Origin of the sequence: Vibrio sp. 10N.247.311.13, assembly GCF_041467595.1 — a bacterium.
Lineage (GTDB): Bacteria > Pseudomonadota > Gammaproteobacteria > Enterobacterales > Vibrionaceae > Vibrio > Vibrio crassostreae_C.
Genome location: NZ_JBFSUX010000049.1, coordinates 13,360 through 37,627, shown reverse-complemented (window position 1 = coordinate 37,627; position 24,268 = coordinate 13,360). Strand labels below are relative to the sequence as shown.

Annotated in this window: 18 protein-coding genes and 1 pseudogene; 9 read left to right on the top strand and 10 right to left on the bottom strand. The window is 45.4% G+C overall.

Annotation, left to right across the window (positions count from 1 at the left end; all coding sequences use genetic code 11):
* Nucleotides 1–511: 511 nt before the first annotated feature.
* The 4 genes and pseudogenes from AB6E52_RS17525 to AB6E52_RS17510 form a co-directional block, all read right to left on the bottom strand.
* Nucleotides 512–748: pseudogene (locus tag AB6E52_RS17525) on the bottom strand (transposase); the annotation flags it as partial.
* A 37-nt stretch (nt 749–785) separates the two neighbouring features.
* On the bottom strand, nt 786–1,577 hold the full coding sequence (locus AB6E52_RS17520; protein ID WP_102321375.1) for a hypothetical protein: 792 nt from the start codon (nt 1,575–1,577) through the stop codon (nt 786–788).
* Between the two features lie 597 nt (nt 1,578–2,174).
* The gene (locus AB6E52_RS17515; RefSeq protein WP_102321374.1) at nt 2,175–3,425 is read right to left on the bottom strand and encodes an alpha/beta fold hydrolase; all 1,251 of its coding nucleotides are present in this window, start codon (nt 3,423–3,425) and stop codon (nt 2,175–2,177) included.
* 157 nt (nt 3,426–3,582) lie between these two features.
* Nucleotides 3,583–4,845: an amidohydrolase family protein gene (locus tag AB6E52_RS17510; protein ID WP_017086137.1), complete on the bottom strand. Its 1,263-nt coding sequence runs from the start codon at nt 4,843–4,845 to the stop codon at nt 3,583–3,585.
* Nucleotides 4,846–5,112: 267 nt separating this feature from the next.
* Between AB6E52_RS17510 and AB6E52_RS17505 the strand changes: the two genes are divergently transcribed.
* Complete coding sequence (locus AB6E52_RS17505) at nt 5,113–5,601, top strand: hypothetical protein (protein WP_017068109.1); 489 nt, start codon at nt 5,113–5,115, stop codon at nt 5,599–5,601.
* A gap of 79 nt (nt 5,602–5,680) precedes the next feature.
* Here the strand turns inward: AB6E52_RS17505 and AB6E52_RS17500 are convergent, their stop codons facing one another.
* Nucleotides 5,681–7,429: an amidohydrolase gene (locus AB6E52_RS17500; RefSeq protein WP_102321373.1), complete on the bottom strand. Its 1,749-nt coding sequence runs from the start codon at nt 7,427–7,429 to the stop codon at nt 5,681–5,683.
* 320 nt (nt 7,430–7,749) lie between these two features.
* On the opposite strand from AB6E52_RS17500, the gene AB6E52_RS17495 reads away from it, so the two are divergent.
* The gene (locus AB6E52_RS17495) at nt 7,750–8,268 is read left to right on the top strand and encodes a lipocalin family protein (RefSeq protein ID WP_102321372.1); all 519 of its coding nucleotides are present in this window, start codon (nt 7,750–7,752) and stop codon (nt 8,266–8,268) included.
* Nucleotides 8,269–8,362: 94 nt separating this feature from the next.
* On the opposite strand, the gene AB6E52_RS17490 is transcribed toward AB6E52_RS17495, so the two are convergent.
* Nucleotides 8,363–8,977, bottom strand: a complete 615-nt coding sequence (locus tag AB6E52_RS17490) for a TetR/AcrR family transcriptional regulator (RefSeq protein WP_102321371.1) — start codon at nt 8,975–8,977, stop codon at nt 8,363–8,365.
* Between the two features lie 236 nt (nt 8,978–9,213).
* Between AB6E52_RS17490 and AB6E52_RS17485 the strand changes: the two genes are divergently transcribed.
* The 7 genes from AB6E52_RS17485 (at nt 9,214) to cyoE (ending at nt 18,952) form a co-directional block, all read left to right on the top strand.
* Entirely contained in the window at nt 9,214–10,335 is a 1,122-nt protein-coding gene (locus tag AB6E52_RS17485) for an efflux RND transporter periplasmic adaptor subunit (protein ID WP_102321370.1), read from the top strand.
* Nucleotides 10,336–10,343: 8 nt separating this feature from the next.
* The gene (locus AB6E52_RS17480; RefSeq protein ID WP_102321369.1) at nt 10,344–13,442 is read left to right on the top strand and encodes an efflux RND transporter permease subunit; all 3,099 of its coding nucleotides are present in this window, start codon (nt 10,344–10,346) and stop codon (nt 13,440–13,442) included.
* 733 nt (nt 13,443–14,175) lie between these two features.
* Nucleotides 14,176–15,072, top strand: a complete 897-nt coding sequence (gene cyoA, locus AB6E52_RS17475; protein WP_102321368.1) for a ubiquinol oxidase subunit II — start codon at nt 14,176–14,178, stop codon at nt 15,070–15,072.
* A 5-nt stretch (nt 15,073–15,077) separates the two neighbouring features.
* Nucleotides 15,078–17,153, top strand: a complete 2,076-nt coding sequence (gene cyoB, locus AB6E52_RS17470; protein WP_102321367.1) for a cytochrome o ubiquinol oxidase subunit I — start codon at nt 15,078–15,080, stop codon at nt 17,151–17,153.
* On the top strand, nt 17,125–17,760 hold the full coding sequence (cyoC, locus tag AB6E52_RS17465) for a cytochrome o ubiquinol oxidase subunit III (protein ID WP_080967339.1): 636 nt from the start codon (nt 17,125–17,127) through the stop codon (nt 17,758–17,760). Before cyoB ends, cyoC begins: the two co-directional genes overlap by 29 nt.
* Complete coding sequence (cyoD, locus tag AB6E52_RS17460) at nt 17,760–18,071, top strand: cytochrome o ubiquinol oxidase subunit IV (protein ID WP_102321366.1); 312 nt, start codon at nt 17,760–17,762, stop codon at nt 18,069–18,071. Before cyoC ends, cyoD begins: the two co-directional genes overlap by 1 nt.
* Entirely contained in the window at nt 18,032–18,952 is a 921-nt protein-coding gene (gene cyoE, locus AB6E52_RS17455) for a heme o synthase (protein WP_102321365.1), read from the top strand. The genes cyoD and cyoE overlap by 40 nt, the downstream gene beginning before the upstream one ends.
* Before the next feature lie 96 nt (nt 18,953–19,048).
* On the opposite strand, the gene AB6E52_RS17450 is transcribed toward cyoE, so the two are convergent.
* From AB6E52_RS17450 to AB6E52_RS17435, 4 genes are all read right to left on the bottom strand, one after another.
* Nucleotides 19,049–19,537: a hypothetical protein gene (locus tag AB6E52_RS17450; protein WP_102321364.1), complete on the bottom strand. Its 489-nt coding sequence runs from the start codon at nt 19,535–19,537 to the stop codon at nt 19,049–19,051.
* 222 nt (nt 19,538–19,759) lie between these two features.
* Nucleotides 19,760–21,736 (bottom strand): alkyl sulfatase dimerization domain-containing protein, encoded by a 1,977-nt coding sequence (locus tag AB6E52_RS17445; protein WP_102321363.1) that lies wholly within the window; start codon nt 21,734–21,736, stop codon nt 19,760–19,762.
* A gap of 310 nt (nt 21,737–22,046) precedes the next feature.
* Nucleotides 22,047–23,036: an efflux RND transporter periplasmic adaptor subunit gene (locus AB6E52_RS17440; RefSeq protein WP_059020979.1), complete on the bottom strand. Its 990-nt coding sequence runs from the start codon at nt 23,034–23,036 to the stop codon at nt 22,047–22,049.
* Nucleotides 23,036–23,647 (bottom strand): hypothetical protein, encoded by a 612-nt coding sequence (locus AB6E52_RS17435; RefSeq protein WP_017065282.1) that lies wholly within the window; start codon nt 23,645–23,647, stop codon nt 23,036–23,038. The genes AB6E52_RS17440 and AB6E52_RS17435 overlap by 1 nt, the downstream gene beginning before the upstream one ends.
* Between the last annotated feature and the right edge of the window lie 621 nt (nt 23,648–24,268).

Here is a 24,268-nt window from a genome sequence, read left to right as displayed (position 1 = left end):
GCCTTGGAACTTCAAACATTAGTAATATCGCCCTGTAGGTTCATGGGGCGTTTACAGCGTGTTTGCTATCGTCGGTTCATATAACCTCTGCGGAATGAAATAGCAGAGGAAAAGTGATAACTTTTATTGAAAATGATCAGACTTTATTGGAATCCAACAAACTATATTGTCCTCCGACAACTCGAACGACATTCAAGCTTAATATTAGGTTTTGTAGGGAAAACGCACGCTCTCAGAATTGTGTAGTGTATTTGATCTAACAGGTTTTAGGGCAAAGGCTAGTTACAACAGTAGCTGAAACGTCTCTGGACATAAACGTATCAGCGTCTTCGCTAAATTAAGAAATTATGGATAACTACAAGTATCGAAAGTTGCTTAGCTTGGTATTCAGCATTAATAGTGCCGAGCAAAAGAAAGTAGTAAAGTAGTGAGACAAAAGAATTTGATTGAAAAAATGGTCACTAAATGCAGAAAATGGATAGCCCTAGGGCGCGAGCATACTTTGATTGATTTATAACCCAAAGAAGACTCGAGCCCGATAATCATCGTTCCAACCAGCTTTCTTCAACTTCACTTTTTGGCTTGGCGCACCACAATCACATTACTTCAGCATGTTCATCACAAAGCGTCTAAACAGCGCTATATCTTCTACTGCACCATCTAACGTTATCCGTGAGCTATCATCTTTAAAAACAACATCTAAAACGTAATGCTGGTTGTTTTCAATACGCCAATGCTGACGAATATGTTAGTAGGGGCTTGAAGCTACTAAAAAACCTTTCGGTCTATCTATCGCAGACATACCAATTATCAGGATAATCCCAGATAGTGCTCTCCTTAAAACCTGATGCTGTCCATCCATCGCCTCCTAAGTGGGCAACATGGACTTTGATTTTTTTATCGGTGAAATCCTCGACAAACCCTGTATATTTTCCTTGATAGCTATACTTCGCGTTTTGGCAAATTCTTAGACCACGAGTTGAAAGCATTTGAATTCTATCTGCTTCTTTGCGCTGTTGTTCACGTAACGCTTGTTGCTTTTTCGCAATTTTTTGGGCTTCGAGAGCAGTTTGACGTTGCTTTTCAGCCGTCTCAATTTCAGCAGCAGTTTCAAAGCCATTATTTTTTGCGAGAGCAATCCACTTACTATCCTTTGTGTCTGTATCGTTTATGGGGGCAATAACCTCTGCATAAGAAGAAGTGCCAGTTGAGCACTGCATGTTACTTTGGGCTATATGCATTTTAAAGAGAGGGGTGTCCGAATTGGATTTTACGCACCATTGACCACGTAGTTCACCACCTTTGTTTTGACACAGATCCTTTAAGTCATCTTTAAGGCTGTAAAAGGCCGCTTCTGATACTGCACACCATGACTTTCGATATTTACGGAAATTATTTCCATCATCTCGACCGCCAACGAAAGCTAATGGGTTAAGTAAACCTTTTTCAGAAGCTGCTTGGTACTGTTCAACATAATCAATAGGGTCAGTAACGGAAGCATCAGGCATAGAAGCAAACTGATTTACACAGCCTGTGAGTGCAAGAGGCAAGGTTGTAAGAAGAAGTAATTTGTTCACTATGCATTCCTTGATATGAACGATTAAAATACTTGTAACATAACATGTTGTTTAATACTAAATCTATGAAGTAAATAGAAAAATAAAAATGTTAAACTTTTCTTGATAACAATATTAAACAGCTTTGGTTCCTTCCTTACTGCTCTTCGGAGGAGCTGACTACATTCAGCCACTGCTATTAGAAAATGTTGGTCATTATGAATTTGTTTATTTTACGAAGAGCATATGCTCTAACAAGAAAAGGGGCAAATCCGTGTTAGTCCTACTAAAAATCCCCTCCTAGCCTCCCCTTAATCAGTATCTACAATCCATTGTGGTTCGTAGAAAGGGGAGGAACTGAATACAGATCGTTACATGTGCAGTTACACATTCAGCGCTAAAGAAGGTTCTCCCCCTCGGTCGTCAATCTAGAGGGGGGATAAACTTAATTGGAGGGGGAGTTAGAGGGGGTGGGTGTTCGAAATCAGCCCGAACGCACAGGATATCAATGCTCTCAATTCAGAAAAACATTACGCTTCACCCAAAAGATTGGAATGCCTAAGCGTTCCAATTTTAATATCTGATTTACCTACGCCGCCTAGTGCACCGAATCATAAATCAATGTGCTTCTTCAGCTCTTAACCAAAACTCGGACAGGTCTTCAAAAAGGTCATCGTTATCTAAGATGCTCAAATGGGTTTCGTTGTAGCCGAGGATTTGTGACGCGTGGAGTTGGGCTGGGCGCGACAATTGGCTTGATAAATTGATCACACCATCGTTGCTGTTGGTATTAAATAGGTCGCCCGAGTTATAACCAAAGGCTAAAAAGTGGGGAATGTGAATCTTACTGCTGTCAATTAATAAGTCAGCGATAAATTTCCCGTCTGGATTTAAATCAACCCATGCCGGCATTACTACGGGAGAGTACTCGACCCCTTGTTTAGCAGACTCGACACCACCAAACGGCGAAGATATGGTGGCTACGCTGCTTACAAAATCGCATAGCTGCCCAATACGGCACTGTCGAAGACTGTTGGTGGCGACAAGCCCGCCCATACTATGTGCCACAACATGTAATTGTTGGATTTTGTATTCCGTTAACACCGTGTGCATGAGGTTATTCAGGCCTTTGGAGTTCAAAGCCAGAGACAAGCCTGAAGGATAGTTAAAGACCCAGATCTGATATTTAGATTGGTCGACTTTTTCAATCAGTGGGGCAAAATCTAACGCAGTGGCGTTGATGCCATGCACAAACAAGATCGGGATTTTGTTTGGGTCGAACTCTGACAGAAAGTAGAGCCCAGCGTTATCTTCGAGCAAAAAGGTCAGCGGCTGCCACATGCCGAGTTTGCCATTTTTTCTGTCAAAAGGTGGAGCTTCCAAGCTCACGACTGTGCCTATGTCGATCAAATCCAATTCGATTTTTAACAGTGAAGATAGTGAACGATCAACAAACGCTCTTGGGGCTTCACTCTCATTAACCGTTAGTGAGACTTCTATTGTTGATCTGTCTTGGTGATCACGTAGGTTGATTACACTGAAAGCTTCATCGGCTTGTAGGGTAAGGTCTTGATTCTTATCTTCAAAGATAAGTAGGTAGTGGATGTTATTCGATACATGTAAGTGAATACTGTCACTGTCTATGATGCCATCGTAGCCATCAACCTCGCCTTTGTTAATGTCTTTGATTTGTTCAATCACCACGGCAGAACCGGAGGCATGTTGATTCAAGGTAACCATGTATTGATTGGTTATGGAGTCGATGGCTTGTATCTCATTAGATAGATTTCTAAAGTTACCGCACCCTGACAGCAGTGAACTGAGTAATAGCACTGTGCTGATTAAGCGTGCAGTAAGTAATAGCTTCATTCTAATTTCATCCTTATCCCACCCCGATTTATCCATAAATCAATAACCTGAGTTTAATAGTAGCAATAAAACAGCGCTTAATAAAAAGGCAAGCAAACGACTATAAAGTTCGCTTGCTTGCCTGAGAGGTTTCATTACTTAGTGAGTATATTGAACACTAAAGCGTGTTTTTGTACACCTTACCGTCTTTCATGATCAATTTTTGTGTCTCTGTGTTAGCGACACAAGCAACACTTTCCAGTGGGTTGCCATCGATGATCAATAGGTCGGCATACGCGCCTTCAACGATCTGACCTAACTTGCCTTCTTGGTATGGGTGTTGATAGGTCGACATCTCGAACAAGCGTCCACAGTTTGATGTCGCCATGCGAAGTGCGGTGATGGTATCGAATACTTGCTCAATCGCACCAAGCTCATTCAATTGTGTCGCATGAACGTTGGTCTCACCCACACAGTCAGTGCCAAAAGCGATGTTCTGGATGTCGTATTTCTTAATCAGTTCTGCTGACTTGAACATCGCTTTGCCTACGCGTTCTGTCTTGCGGTATGTCTCTTCATTTGGCAGCGGGATCTTACGCTCTGCAATCAATGAAGAGGTAAAGTAAGAAGGAATAACCCAAATGCCTTTCTCTTTAATGATTTCTGCAATGTCGTCGTCCATGATAGTTGCGTGTTCGAAAGACATCACGCCCGCTTCAGCGGCTCGGCGCATTGCATCAGAGGTGTGGATGTGCGCGGCAACATAAGTGCCGTAATCAGAAGCGGCATCAACCGCGGCTTTCATTTCTTCTGATGTGAATTGCAACGTGTCTAGTGGGTCGAACGTTGAAGATGCACCACCACCCGCCATGATCTTGATTTGAGAAGCGCCCATAAACAGTTGTTCGCGAACCGCTTTTAAGACTTCTGAACGACCATCTGCCACTTTCATTGCACCAAGCTTCATCATAGGTGAATCTTCATGCCCGTTAGCTAAACGCTCTTGTGCTTGGTTTTGACGGTAATCGGAATGACCACAGGTTTGTGAGATAGCCGCCATTGAAGGAAGAATGCGTGGGCCAGTCGCATAGCCCTTGTCGATACTGTTTTTAAGGCCAAGCGTATTGCCCGCCACGTCGCGAATGGTAGTAAAGCCGCGCATTAACATCTCTTCTGAAATCTTCGCTGAGCGAATCGCCACTTCTTCACGCGTCATGGTATCAATCACATTGAAAGGTGCAGATAGCGTGATATGAACGTGCGCATCAATCAGGCCTGGCATGACCGTGCCACCTTGAGCATCAATCGTTTCATCGGCAATCGTTGGGTCAATCTCTCCAATCTGAGTGATCAAGTTATCTTCGATCAGGATCGATACGTTCTCGATTAAGTTGTTATCAACACCGTTAAATACGTTCGCGTTAGTGATTAGCTTTTTCATAGTCTGCACCTTTTGGAAATGAGTGTGTGTCGCTGATGGAGTCATCTTATGGGGCGCAGCATTTGAAGAATGGCCATTTGGTGACAGTGATGAATTGGGCGTGTTTTTGCTATTGCTATAAGAGAGGCAAAGGGGATTTTTGTCGAATCATTAATTTGAGGAATGAATGTTGGCGATGTCATGAAATGGTAAGTTTTGCTTCGATTCGAACGCTAAGATGTATTTCAAATCAAGGCGACTTATCAAATTAGATTAGAGAGAGACAGAATGACTAAATCAGACAAAGTTTACGGGTTCAACACACCACAACGTCTATTCGTAGGTTACACGTTAGCCGTGCTGGTGGACTTAGTAGTGCTTAACTTCTTCGATGAGTACTGGGACTTCGTCAACATTGAGTCTTTCACTATCTCTTTGATTGCGGCGTTGTTGTTGCAGCTATTATTGAAGCTCTCTATTGGTTTAGAGCACAAGATTGCTGAACACTTCAAAAGCAAGCCGGGCACTGCACCTAAGGTGTACCGAGCAATCACCACTTACATTATCTTGGTGGGCTCAAAATTCGTGATGCTAGAAGCGATTAACCTTCTGTTCGGAGATAAGGTGAGTTTTACAGGACCTTGGGGCGGCGTGGTTGCTTTCTTCGCTGTGGTATTTACGATTCTGGTTGCTGAAGTGATTGTATCGAAGATCTACTTTGCTCTGGATGACAAACAAGATTCACATGTGAAAGCACTAAAAGAGACCAACGCGTAACAGAACTAAAATACAGATGTGAATAAGCTGGCTCGTTTTCGTTTGAGTTGCGATAACCAATTCGATACGCGAATTGGTTTTATTTTTCGTAAACCACATCCCCGCGTAACACCGTCATCAACACTTGAGTCTTAGCGATTTGTCTTGCTGACACTGTGGTGATGTCGCGGTCGAGAATGGCGAAGTCAGCGGATTTTCCTACCTCAATAGAACCTGTTACGTCTTCAATCCCAAGACTTTTGGCGGCATTGAGCGTGTAAGCGTCGATGGCGGTATAGATATCGGTTAGGCCGGTTTTGCCCATGATTAAGCTGTTCGCGATGCCGACCAATGGGTTGATGTCGTGTACGTTCCAATCACTGCTTAAGGTGATATTGGCGTCGGTCTTGAGTATTGCATCGAGGTTCATCATGGCTTTGGCACGGCGAGCACCAAGGAAAGCTTCGGCCCATTGGTGTTGATGCCTTGCAACGTAATCAGAGCCAACTTGGAAATCTGCAGTTACATCTAACTGGCGAAAGCGTGGCACATCTTCATCATTGATTAATTCGACATGGGTTAGGGTGTAGGGTTTGGTTGAACCTTGTTTGCGAATACTTTCTATCGCATCAAGAGATTCACGAACCGCTCCATCACCAATCGCATGAATGTGGGCGCTAAAGCCGATTTTCTCGAGCGCAGTTAACCATTCTTTCATTTGTTCTGGCGGAATATAGTTCAAGCCATTAGGAGACTGGGGTAGATAAGTATCTAAGTAGGGCGCGAGTGTTTTGGCGGTGCCATTGATAAAGATGCCATCACTGTACATTTTCACCTGATCGACAAGTAACAGATGGCTTTTATCGTCGGAATGCATTTTCTCAAAGACTTCTAATTGAGAAGACATCACCATCGATGGGTACACCCAAGGGCGTAGCGATACTCGCGCCGTTAAGTCTTGATTTTGCTCGGCCTCTAGCCAAACGTCATACCAACCTCGTTTCCAATACATGCGACCGTCGCCAATGGTGGTGATGCCGTGGGTTGCCGCTTCCTCAAGCCCGAACATTAAGCCTTGGTAGCTTTGCTCAAACAGTTCACTTTGGCTATTCCAAGCCATCTCCATCACTTGATCGCCAGCATTGTCTAGCAAGATGCCATTGAGCTTGCTGCTGTCTTGGTCTTTTAAATAAACACCGCCTTGTGGGTCTGGAGATTGTTGGCTGATTCGAGCGATTTTTAGTGCTTTTGAGTTGACCCACATCGAGTGTGAAGTCTGCTCCATAAGCACCACGGGGCGATTAGGGAAGACACTGTCGATGATCTCTAGTGGCGTGTAGTCAGAGTCGCTATCGAGCGTCGCTTCCAAAGAAAAACCATAGCCCATAAGCCAACCTCTGCCATCGGTATCAGCATTGATCTTACACGCTACTAAGTAGGGGATTTGCTCTTCTAACGTTGCTTCAGAGTCGAGTTCACAATTGCCACCCAGCTCTGAGGCGGCTTCAAACACATGGTTATGGTTATCAATAAATCCCGGAAGGACAAAGGCATTGTCTAAATCAATGACATCAGTGCTTTGCCCTTGAAAAGTTTGCGCCTGTGATTGGTTACCAATGAAGATGATCTTGCCTTTGTGGGTAACGATCGAGTCCGACTCACGATGCCCGTATATATCAGCATTGATAAAGATCTGGTCAGCACTTTGGTTATGAACAGATGTTTGCGCTTGAACTGGTGTTTGTGTTTGAACAATAGTGTTGGCTTGTGCAAGCACCGGCGCTACGGCCGATAAGCTTGTGAGTAATGCTATCCATGCAGTACGTGGCAGAGTGAGCTTGTTATTCATTATTATGTCTTCCATGTTCCACGGTTTAGTAAGTATAGAAAGCGAGTGGCGAGAATCATATCGTGAATTTTTAATAATAAAGTGTCCTTGGTTGCTCTCTTGTTTGAATGTAATTCCAGTGCCTTTTGAGGTGGTTGTGGGAATACAGCTCGTCAATAAAGGATTGCGAATCCATTCGCAGACTAAACAATTCACATAAGGTTCTGAATAAATTACAGTTAAGTGAGCTATAAAAATGGATTTAACGTATTACCAAGGATGTAAGTTTATGTTTTCAAGAGACTTACTCGCATTACTAATAAAAACAAGTCGAGGTTAGGATGAAAAAAATATTATTGCTGCTTAGCGTGATCTTATTGGGTGGTTGTGTTGGCATGCCCGAAACGGTAAAGCCTGTTCAACAGTTTGAGTTGGAACGATACCTAGGGAAATGGTACGAAGTGGCTCGTTTGGATCACTCGTTTGAGCGTGGCTTAGACAACATCAGCGCTGAATACAGCCTTCGTGATGATGGCGGCGTGAAGGTGATTAACCGTGGTTATTCGGCGGAAGAAGGTGAGTGGAACGAAGCGGAAGGAAAAGCGTACTTCGTTGAGGGCTCTGAACAAGGCTATTTGAAAGTGTCTTTCTTTGGCCCTTTCTACGGCGCTTATGTCGTGTTTGAATTAGACAAAGAGGGCTACCAATACGCGTTTGTTTCTGGGCCTGACACTGATTACTTATGGCTACTCGCAAGAACGCCTGAAGTCTCACCAGAAGTGATGGAGAAGTTTAAAGCCATGTCGAAAGAGCGTGGCTTCAATACCGATGAGCTGATCGTTGTGGAACATACCCAATAAACCGATCGCTGTTATTGCTGAGAGTGACTGATGATTGATAAGGCACAGAGGATGAATTTCTCTGTGCCTTTTTTATTCAAAGATAGAGCTACAATTAACGAGGCTGGTTGCCGTTCAAGAATAGCGCGACACATTCGCGAGTGTAGTGAAGCCTTTCTTCTTCGGATTCTCCGCTATCGTGACCGAAGAATGACCAATACGCCGATTTGCCGTGAAACATCAGCAACAGTTGGCGTGCTGCAATGACTGGTGAGCTTGATGTCGACAGTGTGAGATCACCAGAGTCTATTTTCGACTGCAAATAATCAGCAAGTAATTTGGTGGTTTTCTGAGGCCCAGTTTCTAAATAGATAGAGGCGATCTCTGGGTGCGTGTTGGATTGGCTCACAGCATTTTGAAAGGTCTGTCTGGACTGCTCATCAAGTAACAAATCTTGAAACTTCACACCAAACTTCACCAATTCGTCTTCCAAAGTGGCATTCATATCAAAAGCAGAAGGGCTGAGTTCGCGCTCGGCACACTTAGTTTGCATGCAGGTTTCGAAAAGCTCGTCTTTGTTTTTAAAGTGAGAGTAGACCGTTTGCTTGGAAACGTTCGCTGCTTTGGCTATCTGATCCATATTGATCTTGAAGCCATATTCAGAGAAAAGTTGGCTGGCTGCGGTTAAGATCTGCGATCTTTTCTGTTCACTCTTGATGATTTTAGTCACGTGCTTGCTTCTCGTTACTTAGTGTTGTCTCGTTACCTAGTTTGTCTCGTTGCTTAGCGCCTGTTGGTGCTCAGTTCTATGTGTCTCGTTTTACGCTAAGCATTATGCTTTTTGTGATGGTTTTATCAATCATTAACGATGAAACTTATTTTTAACATAATCAAACTAGACAGTCTAGTTTGATTTGGTTAGTCTAAAAAAAGAACATAATTGAGTACCGCATAGGAACAGTACGTATGTATAAATTGATGAAGGGAAGCGCAGTGGCAGTGGCAGTGGCGTTGTCGGCTTTTCTTGTTGGATGTGGCGAAAAGGAACAAGCCCAAGAGTCGGTTGATTCAACCGCTGAAACGGCATCGAGCGTCCAAACCATTTTAACCGTGGAAACGATGGCCTTGGCGCTCTCTTCCTCTTATGCAGTGCAGCGTGAATATGTCGGTGTGGTTAAGGCGGGTCAGCAGGCTAGTTTAGGTTTCGAACTAGCGGGCAAAGTAAACGAGATTCTGGTGGATGTCGGTGACACAGTCACAACGGGTCAGCCGTTGATCAGACTGGATACCCAACTTTTGGAAACCGAGTCTAGCCAACTGAAAGCGCAGGCTGAAGAAGTCAAAGCTCAATTGAGTTTGGTGGCTGCGAACCTTAAACGTCAACGTTCATTGAAAGCGAAAGGCTTCAGTGCCGAAGCTGAGATTGATTCGTTAACCAGTGAGCAACGCGTATTGCAGGCGAACTTGCTGCGTATTGATGCCTCGGTAAAAGGCAATCAATTGAAGTTGGTGAAATCGACAGTTCGTGCGCCATATTCAGGGACCATCGCAACCCGCTATGTATCGCTTGGAGATGTAGTGAATGTAGGGAATCCAACTCTTACACTGCTTGCCTCTGAAGGGAAAGAGGCCTTCATCGGTATCCCTGCCCATCAAATGAAAAAGGTTACTTCACTTTCCGCACCAAGTATTCGCGTCGGGCGAGATGAATTCGCTGTGAGCCTGTTGAATCCGGGCGCAATGGTCGACACACAGTCTCGCAGTGTCGGTTTGCGTTATCTTTTTCCTGAACAATCGTCGGTATTAGAAGGGCAACTTGCCTATCTGAAATTTGATGAACAGATTGATGACCAAGGCTACTGGGTGCCATTAACGGGTTTGATTGACGGCCTACGCGGTGTGTGGAACATCTTTGTGATTGGTGAAGACAACAAAGTTGAGCGCCGAAGTGTTCAAGTGTTGTTTGCCAACAATCAACAAGCGTACGTGAGTGGGGCGATTGAAGACGGTGAACAAGTGATTGCCAGTGGCTTACATCGTTTAGTGCCAGGACAAACCGTAAAGCCAGCTAGCGTTACTGCTGAATAGGAAATAGCATGAAAATAATAGAGACTATTTCCAACACTCGACTGCTTATCTTAATGACCGCACTGCTGATGGTGAGTGGTATTTCGGCGTTCATGACGTTGCCACGTGCAGAAGACCCAGTAATCATCAACCGTTACGCGAACATCACAACCAGCTTCCCCGGCGCCAGTGCCGAGCGTGTTGAAACCTTGGTTACTGAGGTAATCGAGAACAAGCTGCGTGAGCTGAGTGAAGTTAAATTGGTGAGTTCAACCTCTAGGCCGAGCGTATCGATTGTCACGCTAGAACTTAATGACACCATCACCGAGCCAGAACCCGTCTGGTCCCAAGCTCGCGACAAGTTATCTGATATCGAATCCATTTTGCCTGCGGGTGCTCAATCGCCTGATCTCGATAGCGACCATACCTATGCTTTCACGACCATCGCATCTCTAACTTGGTCTGGTGCAGGCGAGCCTGATAGGTTAACGCTTGGCCGTTATGCCAAAGAGCTCGCCAAGCGACTAAGAACTTTGTCGGGTACTGAATTCGTTGATGAATACGGGATGCCGCAAGAAGAGATTCAAATCAGTTTACGTACGGCCGATGCCGCTGCTCTAGGGCGTTCAAGCGCCAATATCGCTGAATCGCTCGAAGGGGCAGACGCCAAGAACTCGGCCGGCGAGTTAGTGAGTACTTATTCTCGCTTTGGCTTAGAGATTAAGTCTGAGCTTGATTCCATTGAACGCATTAAGCAAGTGCCAATAGCCACTGATAGCAAAGGTCACATCATCCGTATGGAAGACATTGCTTCTGTGAAACGTGGTGAGAAAACCCCACAAGACCAGATTGCTATTATTGATGGTGAGCCGGGTGTGATTGTCGCGGCAAGAATGCACCCTGATCTGCGAGTCGATAACTGGACGTCGCGAGCTAATGCTCTGATTGGTAAATTTGAGCAAGAGTTACCAAGTAACGTTAAGGTGACAGTGCTGTTTAATCAGCAAGGTTATACCGAGACTCGCTTAGACGATTTAGGCAAAAGCTTGATGATCGGTTTCGGTCTGATTTTGATTGTGCTGTTTGTCACTTTAGGCGTGCGTGCCGCGATCTTAGTCGCCATTTCTCTGCCGTTAACCTCATTATTGACCTTGTCGATCATGAAAATGACCGGTGTACCGATTAACCAAATGTCGGTGACAGGCCTAATTGTGGCGCTCGGGATCATGGTTGATAACGCGGTGGTGATGGTCGATACCATTCAAGCTTATCGCTTGAAAGGGCAACAGCGCGCTGAAGCGACCATGAATGCATTGAAGCATTTATGGGTGCCGTTATTAGGCTCAACCTTAACTACCGTGTTGGCGTTTGCCCCGATTATCTTGATGCCGGGTGCATCGGGTGAGTTCGTCGGTGGTATTGCGATTACCGTTTCTTTCTCATTGATCGGCTCTTACATCATCTCGCACACCTTAATCGCAGGCTTAGCGACTAAGCTACTGCCGAAACAACTCAGTGATGTCGACAAGAAAGGACAGCACCATTGGTACATGACCGGCTTAAGAATCCCGGCTTTGACGCGCTGGTTCTCGTCTTCTGTCCGCTTTGGTGTCACGCATCCAATTATCACGATTGCTTTGGTGTTGTTGGTTCCGTTTACCGGTTACTGGAGTATGTCTCAGCTGACTGAGCAATTCTTCCCGCCATCAGACCGAGACATGTTTGAGATTCAGGTTTACATGCCGCCGCAAGCGAGCATTTACGCCACCAAAAACACATCTGAAAAAATTGACGATATTATTCATCGTTACCCTGAAGTGGAGCGTATCGATTGGCTAGTGGGCGCAAACTTCCCATCCTTCTATTACAATCTGCAAGCAAGGCAAAATAACGCGCCGTACTTCTCGCAAGCCATGGTGAAAACAGAGAACTTTGACCAAGCCAATGCGCTAATTCCACAGTTGCAAAAGGTGTTGGATGAAGAGGTGCCGGAAGCACAAATCTTGGTACGTAAGCTTAACCAAGGGCCTCCATTTACCGCGCCCGTTGAACTGCGAGTGTATGGTGAAAACCTCGATACGTTGAAAGCGATTGGTGAGGATGTGCGATTGATTTTGGCGGGTGTTCCTCATGTGACGCACACAAGGGAAACGCTGCAACCGGGTACACCTAAGGTGTGGTTGAAGGTCGATGAAGACACCGCAAAGCTGAATGGTATTTCATTGAACCAGTTCGCAGGTATGCTGCAAACTACGTTGACAGGTCGTGAAAGTGGCTCTGTGATTGAAGGCAGTGAGTCGGTACCAATCCGTGTTCGTGTGGCAGATGAGGCGCGTGAAAACTTGGCTCACTTAAGCAATATTCGTCTGCCAATCAGTTCTGATGTCTACTCAACAGGGATCAATGTTTCGACTCTGGCAGAACTGGAATTGACGACCAGTCGCGGTGCGATTACTCGTCGTAACGGGCAGCGTGTGAATACCATCGAGGGTTACATTGAAGCGGGTGTCTTACCTCAAACCGTACTTAATGAATTCCAAAAACGCTTAGCAAGCTATGAGATGCCATCGGGTTACACCATTGGTTTTGGTGGCGAATCAGCGGAGCGAGACAATTCAGTCAACAGCCTCATCTCGAATGTCGCAGTCGTGGTGGTATTGATGGTGCTGGTGGTGGTGATGTCATTCAACTCGTTCCGAATGAGCAGCATCATCTTCATGGTAGCAGGGTTGGCTGGTGGACTAGGGCTGTTGTCGGTATGGATCTTCGGTTATCCGTTCGGCTTTACGGTGATTATCGCGATGCTTGGGATTGCGGGCTTAGCGATTAACGCGGCCATTGTGATTTTGACCGAATTGAAACTCGATAAAGAGGCTTCCTCCGGGAATGTAGATGCAGTCGTTGAAGCTGTGATGTCGTGTACTCGCCATATCAGCTCAACCACGATAACGACTGTTGGCGGCTTTATGCCATTGATCATCGCTGGCGGTGGTTTCTGGCCTCCGTTTGCGGTCGCGATTGTGGGTGGTACTGTGTTAACCACGCTTATCTCGTTCTACTTTGTGCCGGTGGTTTATCACTTGATGACTCGAAATCAGCGAAAAACCATCGCGACTCAAGCGGCATAACTGTTTTTTAATTTAACTGCTTTTCAATTGCCCATAATCGAGCCGTATCTGGCTCGATTATGGTGTTGTTATTCTCGATAAATTCATCCCAATTCCGACCATTGTGTTGTTCTTTTCACCGCTATAACGTTCTCAATTAGTCAAATTATCCTTTCTGTTAGTCATAATATTCTTTCAATTCGTCACAGTAGTACATCGATGAATGCTTGGTTATCTTGCTGGTGAATGAGTGGGTATTTTGAATAATCTAACCAGTGAATACCTTGTAAATGGTATGTGAATTCACAATCTTGATGGGCGTCACACTTCTATTTATTCGCTCTTTCTAATGTACCTTGAACTTGCCCTGAGCAGTGGTGACGCGCGAGTGTTTATCTACTGTTTCGAGATCCCTTGTCAGCACTGGCTCCATTTGTGTAGCACGATATTGCTGTGTGTCTTAATCGTCTTCTATTCCTTAGTTTTCACATTCATTAATGGAAGGTTAGTTTCCAAGTTTGTTTGGTGAGCTTTCAATTTCAACTCTTCATAATGCGCCAAATGTAACAATGTATTTCAAAGTGCAACAATTAAGTCATGTTTTCTGTGTGGTTTTAACCCAGCAGTAACGGGCTTTATTGCATTGCTTTTTGAGATGCGGCGTTTCACATGCTCAACACATAAATATTCTAATGATCATGACAACCAGTACTTAGGCATTCGTTCTGAGGCTGGATAACCATCGAGAAAGTTAATGGAAGCTTCAAGGTATAAACGCATTTTATCGAGGACAAGTTTGTCGAAGATTGGTTTGCTGGGAACCATTCTGATGCTCGAAGGATGTAACTCCGCATTGCTCGACCCAAAAGGTAGCGTTGGCGTTCAGGAAAAAGAGCTGATTATCACGGCTCTGTTGCTGATGTTGATTGTCGTCATCCCAGTGATTCTGATGACCATCTACTTTGCTTACCGATACCGCGAGAGCAATACCACGGAAGAGTATGCACCTGACTGGGCGCACTCAACCAAAATTGAAATAGTGGTATGGACGATTCCAATCATCATCATCGCGATTCTAGCCACCATCACTTGGCGAACAACACACGAACTAGAGCCTTCCAAGCCTCTGGAAAGTGATGTGCAACCTATGGTGATCGAAGTGGTCTCTCTGGACTGGAAGTGGCTGTTCATCTATCCGGAGCAAAACATTGCGACGGTTAACTATGTTGCGTTCCCGAAAGATGTACCGGTGACGTTTAAGCTAACTTCAGACAACATCATGAACGCGTTCTTTATCCCGCGTCTTGGTTCGCAGATCTACGCGATGCCGGGAATGGTGACTAAGTTGAATTTGATTGCAAACCACGAAGGTGACTTCAAAGGCTTTGCTTCGAACTACAGTGGCAAAGGGTTCTCTCAGATGAAATTCACCGCATCGGCCATGCCTGATCAAGTGGCGTTTTTAAATTGGGTAGAGAAAGTGAAAGCAAGTCCTGATCGCATCGAAGATTGGGAGCAGTTCCGTTCATTGGCCGCGCCAAGTGTGGCTGAGCCTGTGACGCTGTTTTCTAGTATCCCACCATTTTTATTCACTGATGTCGTGACCCAGCACCCTGGTTCAATGAACTGTTTGCCGGAAACCCAAGGATAATCGTCATGTTTGGAAGATTAACTCTAGACTCAATTCCCTACCACGAGCCCATTATTTTGGTCACCTTAACCATGATCGCTTTAGTGGGCAGTTTAGTGGTGTACGCGGTAACCAAAGCCGGTAAGTGGCAATACCTTTGGAATGAATGGTTTACGTCGGTAGACCACAAAAAATTGGGCTTCATGTACATTGCTGTTGCGATGGTGATGTTAGTTCGTGGCTTTGCTGATGCGGTCATGATGCGTAGCCAGCAATTGCTTTCTGCAGCCGGTGAAACGGGCTATTTGCCGCCACATCACTACGACCAGATCTTCACGGCTCACGGCGTGATCATGATTTTCTTCGTAGCGATGCCTTTGGTTATCGGTTTGATGAACATCATCGTGCCGTTGCAAATCGGTGCTCGTGATGTTGCGTTCCCTTACCTCAATAACCTGAGCTTCTGGCTGTTTGTAGTGGGTATCATCCTAACCAACATGTCACTGGGCTTAGGTGAGTTTGGCCGTACGGGTTGGTTGGCGTATCCACCGCTTTCCGGTATTGAGGCAAGCCCTGGAGTGGGGGTCGACTATTGGATATGGGCACTGCAAATATCCGGTGTGGGTACCACGTTAACGGGTGTGAACTTCTTCGCGACGATTTTGCGGATGCGTACTCCGTCTATGCCAATGATGAAGATGCCAGTATTCACGTGGGCATCGCTGTGTGCCAACATCCTGATCATTATCTCTTTCCCTATCCTAACGGTGACCATCGCGCTACTGACTTTGGATAGATACATCGGCACGCACTTCTTCACCAACGACCTTGGTGGCAACGTGATGATGTATGTGAATCTGATTTGGGCATGGGGACACCCTGAAGTGTACATCCTAATCTTGCCTATCTTCGGTGTGTTCTCTGAAGTGACGGCAACCTTCTCACGTAAAAAACTGTTTGGTTATACCTCGCTGGTATGGGCGACGGTGGCTATCACCATCCTTGCGTTTGTGGTTTGGCTGCATCACTTCTTTACTATGGGTTCAGGCGCAAATGTGAATGCCTTCTTCGGCATCGCAACCATGATTATCTCTATCCCAACCGGGGTTAAGATCTTCAACTGGCTGTTCACCATGTACAAAGGTCGTATCCGTTTCACAACACCTATGTTGTGGACAGTTGGCTTCCTTATCACCTTCACCGTTGGTGGTATGACGGGCGTGTTAATGGCAGTACCGGGTGCAGACTTCATTCTGCATAACTCAGTATTCCTGATTGCGCATTTCCACAACGTAATCATCGGTGGCGTAGTGTTCGGTTGTTTCGCTGCGATTGGTTACTGGTTCCCGAAAGCGACCGGTTTCACTTTGAACGAGCTTTGGGGCAAACGCGCGTTCTACTGCTGGATCATCGGCTTCTTGATGGCGTTCTTGCCGCTTTACGCTCTAGGTTTTATGGGCATGACGCGTCGTTTGAGCCAAGACATTAACCCTGAGTTCTTCCCACTATTGGCGGTTGCGGCTGCAGGTACGGGCGTGATTGCGATGGGTGTGGTGTGTCAGTTCGTTCAGACTTACGTGAGTGTTCGTGACCGCGACCAAAACCGAGATCTAACGGGTGACCCTTGGGGCGGACGTACATTCGAATGGGCGACATCGTCACCACCACCGTTCTATAACTTTGCAAAATTGCCTAAGGGCGATGAGATCGATTCGTTCTGGTATCAAAAGCAAAGTGGTGAGTTTGATCCAACTCAGGAAGAAGAATACGAACGTATTCACATGCCGAAGAACACACCGACAGGCATTTATGTGTCTGCATGGGCGTTGGCATTTGGCTTCGCAATGATCTGGTACATCTGGTGGCTAGCGGCTGCAAGCTTAGTAGGCATCGTGGTGACGTGTATTCAACACAGCTACAACGACGATGTGGACTACTACGTGGAAGTTGAAGAGATCAAAGCGATTGAAGCGGCTCGACGTGCACAGCTTGCAGAAGCGAAGAAACAGTCAGTGAAAGGCGACCATTCTGGTCGTGGTAACAGCGCTGACACTGATAACAACGACAAAAAAGATGACTTGGAGACGACGTATGCAAGCTAATACTCCGTCACACACTTATGATCTTGCACACTCGCATGATCATCACCACGAAGCTGCGGGGAATAAGTTGTTTGGCTTCTGGGTTTACTTGATGAGTGACTGTGTCCTGTTTGCCACGCTTTTCGCGACGTATGCCGTGCTTGAGAGTGGATCAATTGCAGGGCCGACAGGTAAAGACATCTTTGAACTGCCGTTCGTGTTTGTCGAAACCATGATGCTGCTGTTCAGTAGCATCACCTTTGGTTTTGGCATGATTGCAATGAAGCGCAAAGACGTGACCGGACTGAAGCGATGGATCAAAGTGACTTTCGTATTGGGCTTAGCCTTTATCTGTATGGAAGTGTATGAGTTCCACCACTTGATTGCAGAAGGTTATGGTCCTCAAGAGAGTGCGTTCCTTTCAGCGTTCTTTACCTTGGTTGGTACACACGGTTTGCACGTAACGTTCGGTCTTATCTGGATGGCGGTGGCGTATCACCAACTTTCAACCAAAGGCTTGAACGACAACATGTCGATGCGTTTCCAGTGCTTAAGTTTGTTCTGGCATTTCCTTGATATCGTTTGGATTTGTGTATTTACCATCGTGTACTTAATGGGGGTGATGTAATGGAACAGCATCTAGACAGCGGTGCAACGGATTACGTGAAAGGCTTTATTGCTTCACTAATTCTCACCATTATTCCGTTCTACATTGTGTGGGCACATGCGCTACCAAACACGGAAACTTACGTGATCTTGTTCGGTTGTGCGCTGGTGCAAATCTTTGTGCACTTTAAGTACTTCTTGCACATGGAAGCGAAATCTCCCGATGGGCGTTGGAACTTGGTGTCATTGATGTTTACCGCCATTGTTGTATTGATTCTTATCGCTGGCTCGGTATGGATCATCTACAACATGAACGTCAACATGAAGTTGTAGGCCAAGGTATGCTGAAAAAATATTTGTCTATTACCAAACCGGGCATCATTTTCGGCAACCTGATTTCTGTTGCGGCGGGGTTCTTCCTCGCTGCAAAAACAGAACCAGCCAGTGCGATGTTGTTACTGACGACTTTAGCGGGTGTAGGGCTTGTGATTGCATCAGGTTGCGTGGTGAACAACATCTTTGATCGAGATATCGACCAGAAAATGAAACGTACCCAGAACCGTGAATTGGTTCAGGGCAATATCAACACAGACGTCGCATTTATCTATGCGTTAGTTATGTTGCTGGCAGGCACGGCGCTGCTGTTTCAATTTGTTAATCCGATGTCTGCGGTTGTGGTGTTGCTTGGCTATGTGTTTTACGTCTTTTTCTACACCATGTGGTACAAGCGTACATCGGTGTACGGCACTTTAGTCGGCAGTATTTCGGGCGCAGTTCCGCCATTGGTGGGTTACTTGGCGGTGACTAATTACATCAGCCTTGAAGCGGTATTGTTGTTTGTGATGTTCTGTTTATGGCAAATGCCACACTCGTACGCGATCGCGATGTTCCGGATACAAGATTATCGAGATGCAGGCATTCCCGTGTTACCGGTGAAAGAGGGCGTCGACAAAGCACATAAACACATGAAAGCCTATGTGGTGGCGTTTGGCGCAGTCTCATTGGCGCTGTTCCTACTCGGAGGCGCAGGTTATGAATACCTAGCTGTGTCGGCGGCAGTCTGTTTTATGTGGACTAAAGTGACGTTTCGTAAGGTTGATTGCCTCAACTACCTCCAGTGGTCAAAGGCCGTCTTCAAGGTCTCTCTGCTGGTGGTAATGAGCATCAGTGGTGTGCTGGGGCTGGAGTTGATTCCGTTGCCTACGCTTTTTTGACTTAAGTTTGTCGTTGAACCCTCAATGTTCTGAAGTCCGAGGGTTTGACGACCTTTTATCTGTTCCGCTTTATTTTATCTGTTCTGCTTTAAGCTATTACCCTTCAAAAATATCACCAAGCCAATCTTCAAGCTGTTCTCGTTTATCTTGTGGGCCGTTGATGATCACTAAGCCGTTTAGTATCGCGTGATCCCAAGAGATGGTGCCAGTTGCTAGCGCATCGAACACATCGAGTTCCGTAATCAGTAAGAGATCTTCCTCGGTAGGCAAAGTATCTCTGCCTGACACATCGACACCTTTCTCAAACTTCACTTGGCTGTAATGACCTTTAATTGCTTCGAATAAATTGAACTCAATTTTGCTTGGGTGGGGTTTTGAAAGCGCAGCTTTGATGGCAAAGAGTCGAAAGTGATCTGGCTTATTGAGGTTGTTGAATTCATTGTCTTGTCTGGCTGTGATGACGTTGCCAAACACCTCTAGTGAACCGGGCTCTGTCACCAAACTAAACCCGGTATCTTGGTGAAGGCCACAGGCAAACGTGAGTGAAGAGGTGAGTGAAAGAATCAAAGCAAATCGTTTTAACATAATGGTTATCGAGACCTGTAAAAGGATTAAGAATCTGACGGCAGCAGCCGAACCTGACGATAAAAAAGGGACCACAAAGGGTCCCTGAATTTGTTTGTCGTCCATGTGAAGCGGTCAGCGAATCGATTGATAGCTATTTAGCGAGATTGTTTGCTAAGTAGCTTTCGTCAAAGAGCCATCGTCGAAGATCTATCGCCAAAGAGTGACCGTTCGAGCTCGCTATTAGCGAACGATGAGCATGATCTCTTCTGGAGTCATTGCCTTATCGAAGTAGCTCATGAATTGACCGAAGCCTTTGATGTCGCCATTCGAGAACGTGAATGCACCAGACTGTAGGTTGGTACCAATCACTTGTTGAGCGTTTGGACCTGCAATCAAGATTTGGTTCAATACTGCACGAGTGGTGTCGATTTGAACGTCTGCGCCTTTCACTGCTTCGTCGTGTAACTGAGCAATACCGTTGCGAATTTCGATAGTGAATGCTTCGTTCGTATCAGAGAAGTTGTACGTTAGCATCATGTTCACGTCTAACGAGTTTTCTGCGATAAGCGTTGAAGTCATCATGTCGAAGATCTGCTTGCTTGGTAGTGCAGTAAGAACGTCAACAGAAGCGAAGCTGATCATGTTAGAGAAGTCACGTTTGTTCTCTAGTTCAGCCGCCGCGTTGAGCGCCCAGTTACGCCAGTTGATGTTCACTTGGTCTGCAGCCCATGCTTTGTAAGCTTGTGCTTTCATCTCACGAGCTTCCATATCTTGCTTGTTTACCGTGATTGGGTAAGAAAGAATTTCTGCTGCAAATGTGTAGTTCTCAGCCTTAATTGCTGCTTGTGCAGTCGTAAGGATGTTGTCACGACCGCCCATGATCTCTACGAATGCTTTAGCGCGTTGCTCGTAAGCCATTGGCTCTAGCTGCCATGGATCCGCTTCGAAGAAACCGTTGTAACCTACGTAAATCTGACGCACGGCGTGTGCAACAGTACCGTAGTGTTCACCTAACCAAGGGTGTTCTGCAAGGTGCTTAGGAAGTTTAACTACTTCAACTAGCTCGTCTGGCGTCATACCTTTGTTCATGTAACGGATAGTTTGATCATGAGTGTATTGAATCGCATCACGGTAAGCCGTTAGTACGTCAGCTACTGCTTCTTTACCTTCAACAGGACGACCGTGAGAGTTAATCATGATCTCAGTGTCGAACTTACGCATTACGTCGATGCCCTTGAACCACATTGATGGGTCACGGAATTTAGTACCACGGATGGTGTGAAGGTTAGGGAAGTTCTCACCTTGAAGTACTTCAGCCGCGTGCAGGATTTTCTGGTCTGGGAAGTAAACCACTAACTCATCTTTAGTTTCAGATGGCACGTTCTCGATGTGCATTTTCACGCCAGAAATTTCGATTTCGATGTGGCTTTGGCTTGGTACAAGCAGGTTTGGTTCGATGAACGAGATAGCACCTTGCATGAAGCGTGGACCAAGGCCGTCGTTTACTGTGCCGTGCTCGCCTTCTTCTACGTGCTTAGCACCTGTGTAAGAAGTACGGTGACCAAATAGAGTACCTAGGTTTGAAGACCAGTTAGCCACTGCAGCGGTTAGGCCTTCTTCAGCGATGATTTTTACTTCACCTGATGCCACTTCTTCGTCAGTCACCCACGCACGCACACCAGAGATGTGGTCGATGTGGTTGTGAGAATAAATGATTGCTTTAACCGGCTTGTCGGTGATTTGACGGAATTGCTCTTTAACCGATTGAGCCATTTCTACCGACTCGCCTGGATCAACAATGATGATGCCGTCCGTACCTTCAATCATGACGGGTGTATCTAGACCGAAACCGTAACCAAGATATACGTTGTCATCTACTTTGATGATTGCTTGGTCCATTTTACGACCATGCTTGGTGAGGATTGGGTGAACATGGTCAGACTCAGCAGTGTAAGCTAGAGAATCGCCTGTTTTAGAAACAACTTGAATACGTTCGCCTTTTCCCCAGAACATGTTTGATTTGTGTTCGAATAGAACCTCGCTCTTGTAGCGAGCATCAAGATCAATGTTTTGGTATTGCGCAGCATTTGATGTCTGAAGTTCTTGGCCTATTTTCGATGTCGCTTCGACAATCGGTGTTGCAGATGCAAAACCAGAAGTAAGTAGAGTGCTCGCAATAGCAACAGGAAGCGCCATTTTTTTGAATGTATTAGTCATGGTAGTGACCTTATATTTGGATACAGGAATTGGATTTCTTGAGCCAAATGATAGAGGTGGGGGAGGTCGCTATCTACGCGCTAATAATATTTCAATCTATCGTTTTTTCGATGATTTGTTTGATAAACGATTGTATTGGCGATTAATTTTGATCTAAATCAATTAGTAAATGAGCTTGCAACAGATACAAAAATGCCCTGAAATTCAGGGCATTTGTTTTACAATTAGTCGCTAGTTCATGAGTGGCTGTGATACGAGTGAATAACAGCCAAATCATTGAATATTTAATTGCTTATCAAGAGCTAATCGTTTACCAAGCCCCTAAGTATGACTTGTAAGATTGTAGGCGAACGGTTGCTGCGCCAATCACATCAATGAAGCCCCAGAATGGGTGTGGCTTCTCAGCCGAGATCCAAGCCGCGCCAGTTGAACCAATCGGGATGTTGTAACCTTCTGGTTCGATGATCTCAAGTACGATAGTACGACCTAAACCATTGCCGTTTCTTACTACGTGTTGACCGACACTTTGTGGCCCCTGAAGTGGAGAAATACTCGACTCACCGGTACCTGCATTAAAGCTGTGTACTTTTGCCCGGAACACGTGACCTGGATAAGCGTCTACGAAGAACTCAGCAAAGTCACCCACTTGAACATAGCCGTATGTTTGGTCAGAGATGCGCATCTCTAAGAACTTTTTGCTGGTGTTGTAAAGGTGCATATTGCCCATTACCGAGCCTTCCGCAATGTTCACGATAGAGACTTGGCCATCAAATTCAGCTCGAATGGTTTTCTTCTCTTGTGCCCAGTTAACTTTCTGCAAGTCGGCTTTTAATGACACAAGTTCAGCGTGCAGTACTCGAAGATCGGAGTCGTATTTTTCCACGTCACGCATATTGAAGATTTCAGGTGACGTTTCAGCACGCTCTAAGTCGCGATCCATTTGCTTGATCTCTTCTTCTTTCTGAACAATTGAAGATTCGATCTTTGCTTTGTCTGCGGCTGAGTCAATGTCGACGAGTGTGTAAATTACGTCGCCTTCTTTAACCATTTGGTTGTGTTCAACAAGCACTTGGTCGATCTGCTGGCCAAAGATCGGTGACATTACCGCGTGTGGTGCTTTCACTGTGGTTGAGTTGGTTAGATCAACGGGTGCCCACAAGCGAGAGATAACCGCTAATACCGCAAGAATCGTTACGCCGCCAATGGCAGCCCATGTGTAGTTCTTGAAGTTCTTCTTAAGTGCGCCTGTCGCAAACAGTGACCATACAATTAGGATGTATGGAATCATCATCTCTTTCATTATGCGACCTCTTTTTCTGTAGCGGATGGTGTTGTTGGAGTCTTTTCTTCTGAAGCCTGTTCTTTTGAAGATTGCTCTACTGAAGACGGCTCTGTTACCGGTTGTTCAGGTGATACGTGGACTGCGGCTGTCTCTGTATTGGTCGCGTCTTGTTTAGGCTGAACACCACGGCGAATAACATCACTCAGTGATTGACCAATATGCTTCCAGTTCGCCAACGCGATAACTAATGCAATAACCCAGAATGTTTTGCTAATGAATAGACCACAAAGTGACAGTGCAAACACGATTTGTACGTGAGCGCTTTTGTGCTCTTTTGCTTTATGCACACCCAGTTCATGCAACTGCCACATGCCGTAAACACCGGCTAAAACCACAGCAATGGTCACTGAGAACAAGTAACCAGAGAAGGACTCCATCTGGAAGAAGTTCATCATCATTTCATTGGGATGATTGTTGAATTGAGACATGTCGATGTCTTTAGAATGGATTGTGCCTAATGGTGCAAGAGCCCATGCTCCCGCAAACATCACTGCCATAAACAGGCAGAATTTAATCAAGACCATCACAACGGCCCAGATTTTCTGGAAAACGATTTTTATAAAGTTCATATCTCAACCTAAATAAGGAGAGAGAAAGTGCAGCCTTGGTACAAGACTTTTAGAAGACATCTGAAAGAGGTGTTGAACTCACGTAACCGTATAGACCTAGTGAGTCAAAAGTACTAGATGACAATTAAAAATCGCTTTGACCACGTAGACAACGCATTCTCGCGAATAGAGTGTTAAAAACACTTGGCGAAATCATTCTTAAGTAACGTCTACCATTGATAGGTTCGTTTGCTGCATTGGGTTTTAAGGCCGTCTTCCGTGATGTGTGCAACACCATCATCTACACATTTTTAGGTTTTCTGTTTAGGTTAAGAATTGATTTGTTGGCGAAATAATAGGAAGTGTAACTGGTGCTATCTACGCATTATTGCGATATTGAATTATCGTAATTACGATGAATTGAGTGGTTGCTTAAACGTGAGGTGGGTTTATTTGAACAGGCTCAAACTCGGCTTATAAAATATGTCTATTTAATTAGCCTGGATCATAGAAGTGGCTATAAAAGTATCAATAAGGCAGGACGGAAATATTGAATACTCCGACCAGTCTAGGGTGAGTTTGGGTGGATTAAGCGTTACTGGCACAGCGAAGAGATTTAGATTCCAATCTGGCGAATGTGGC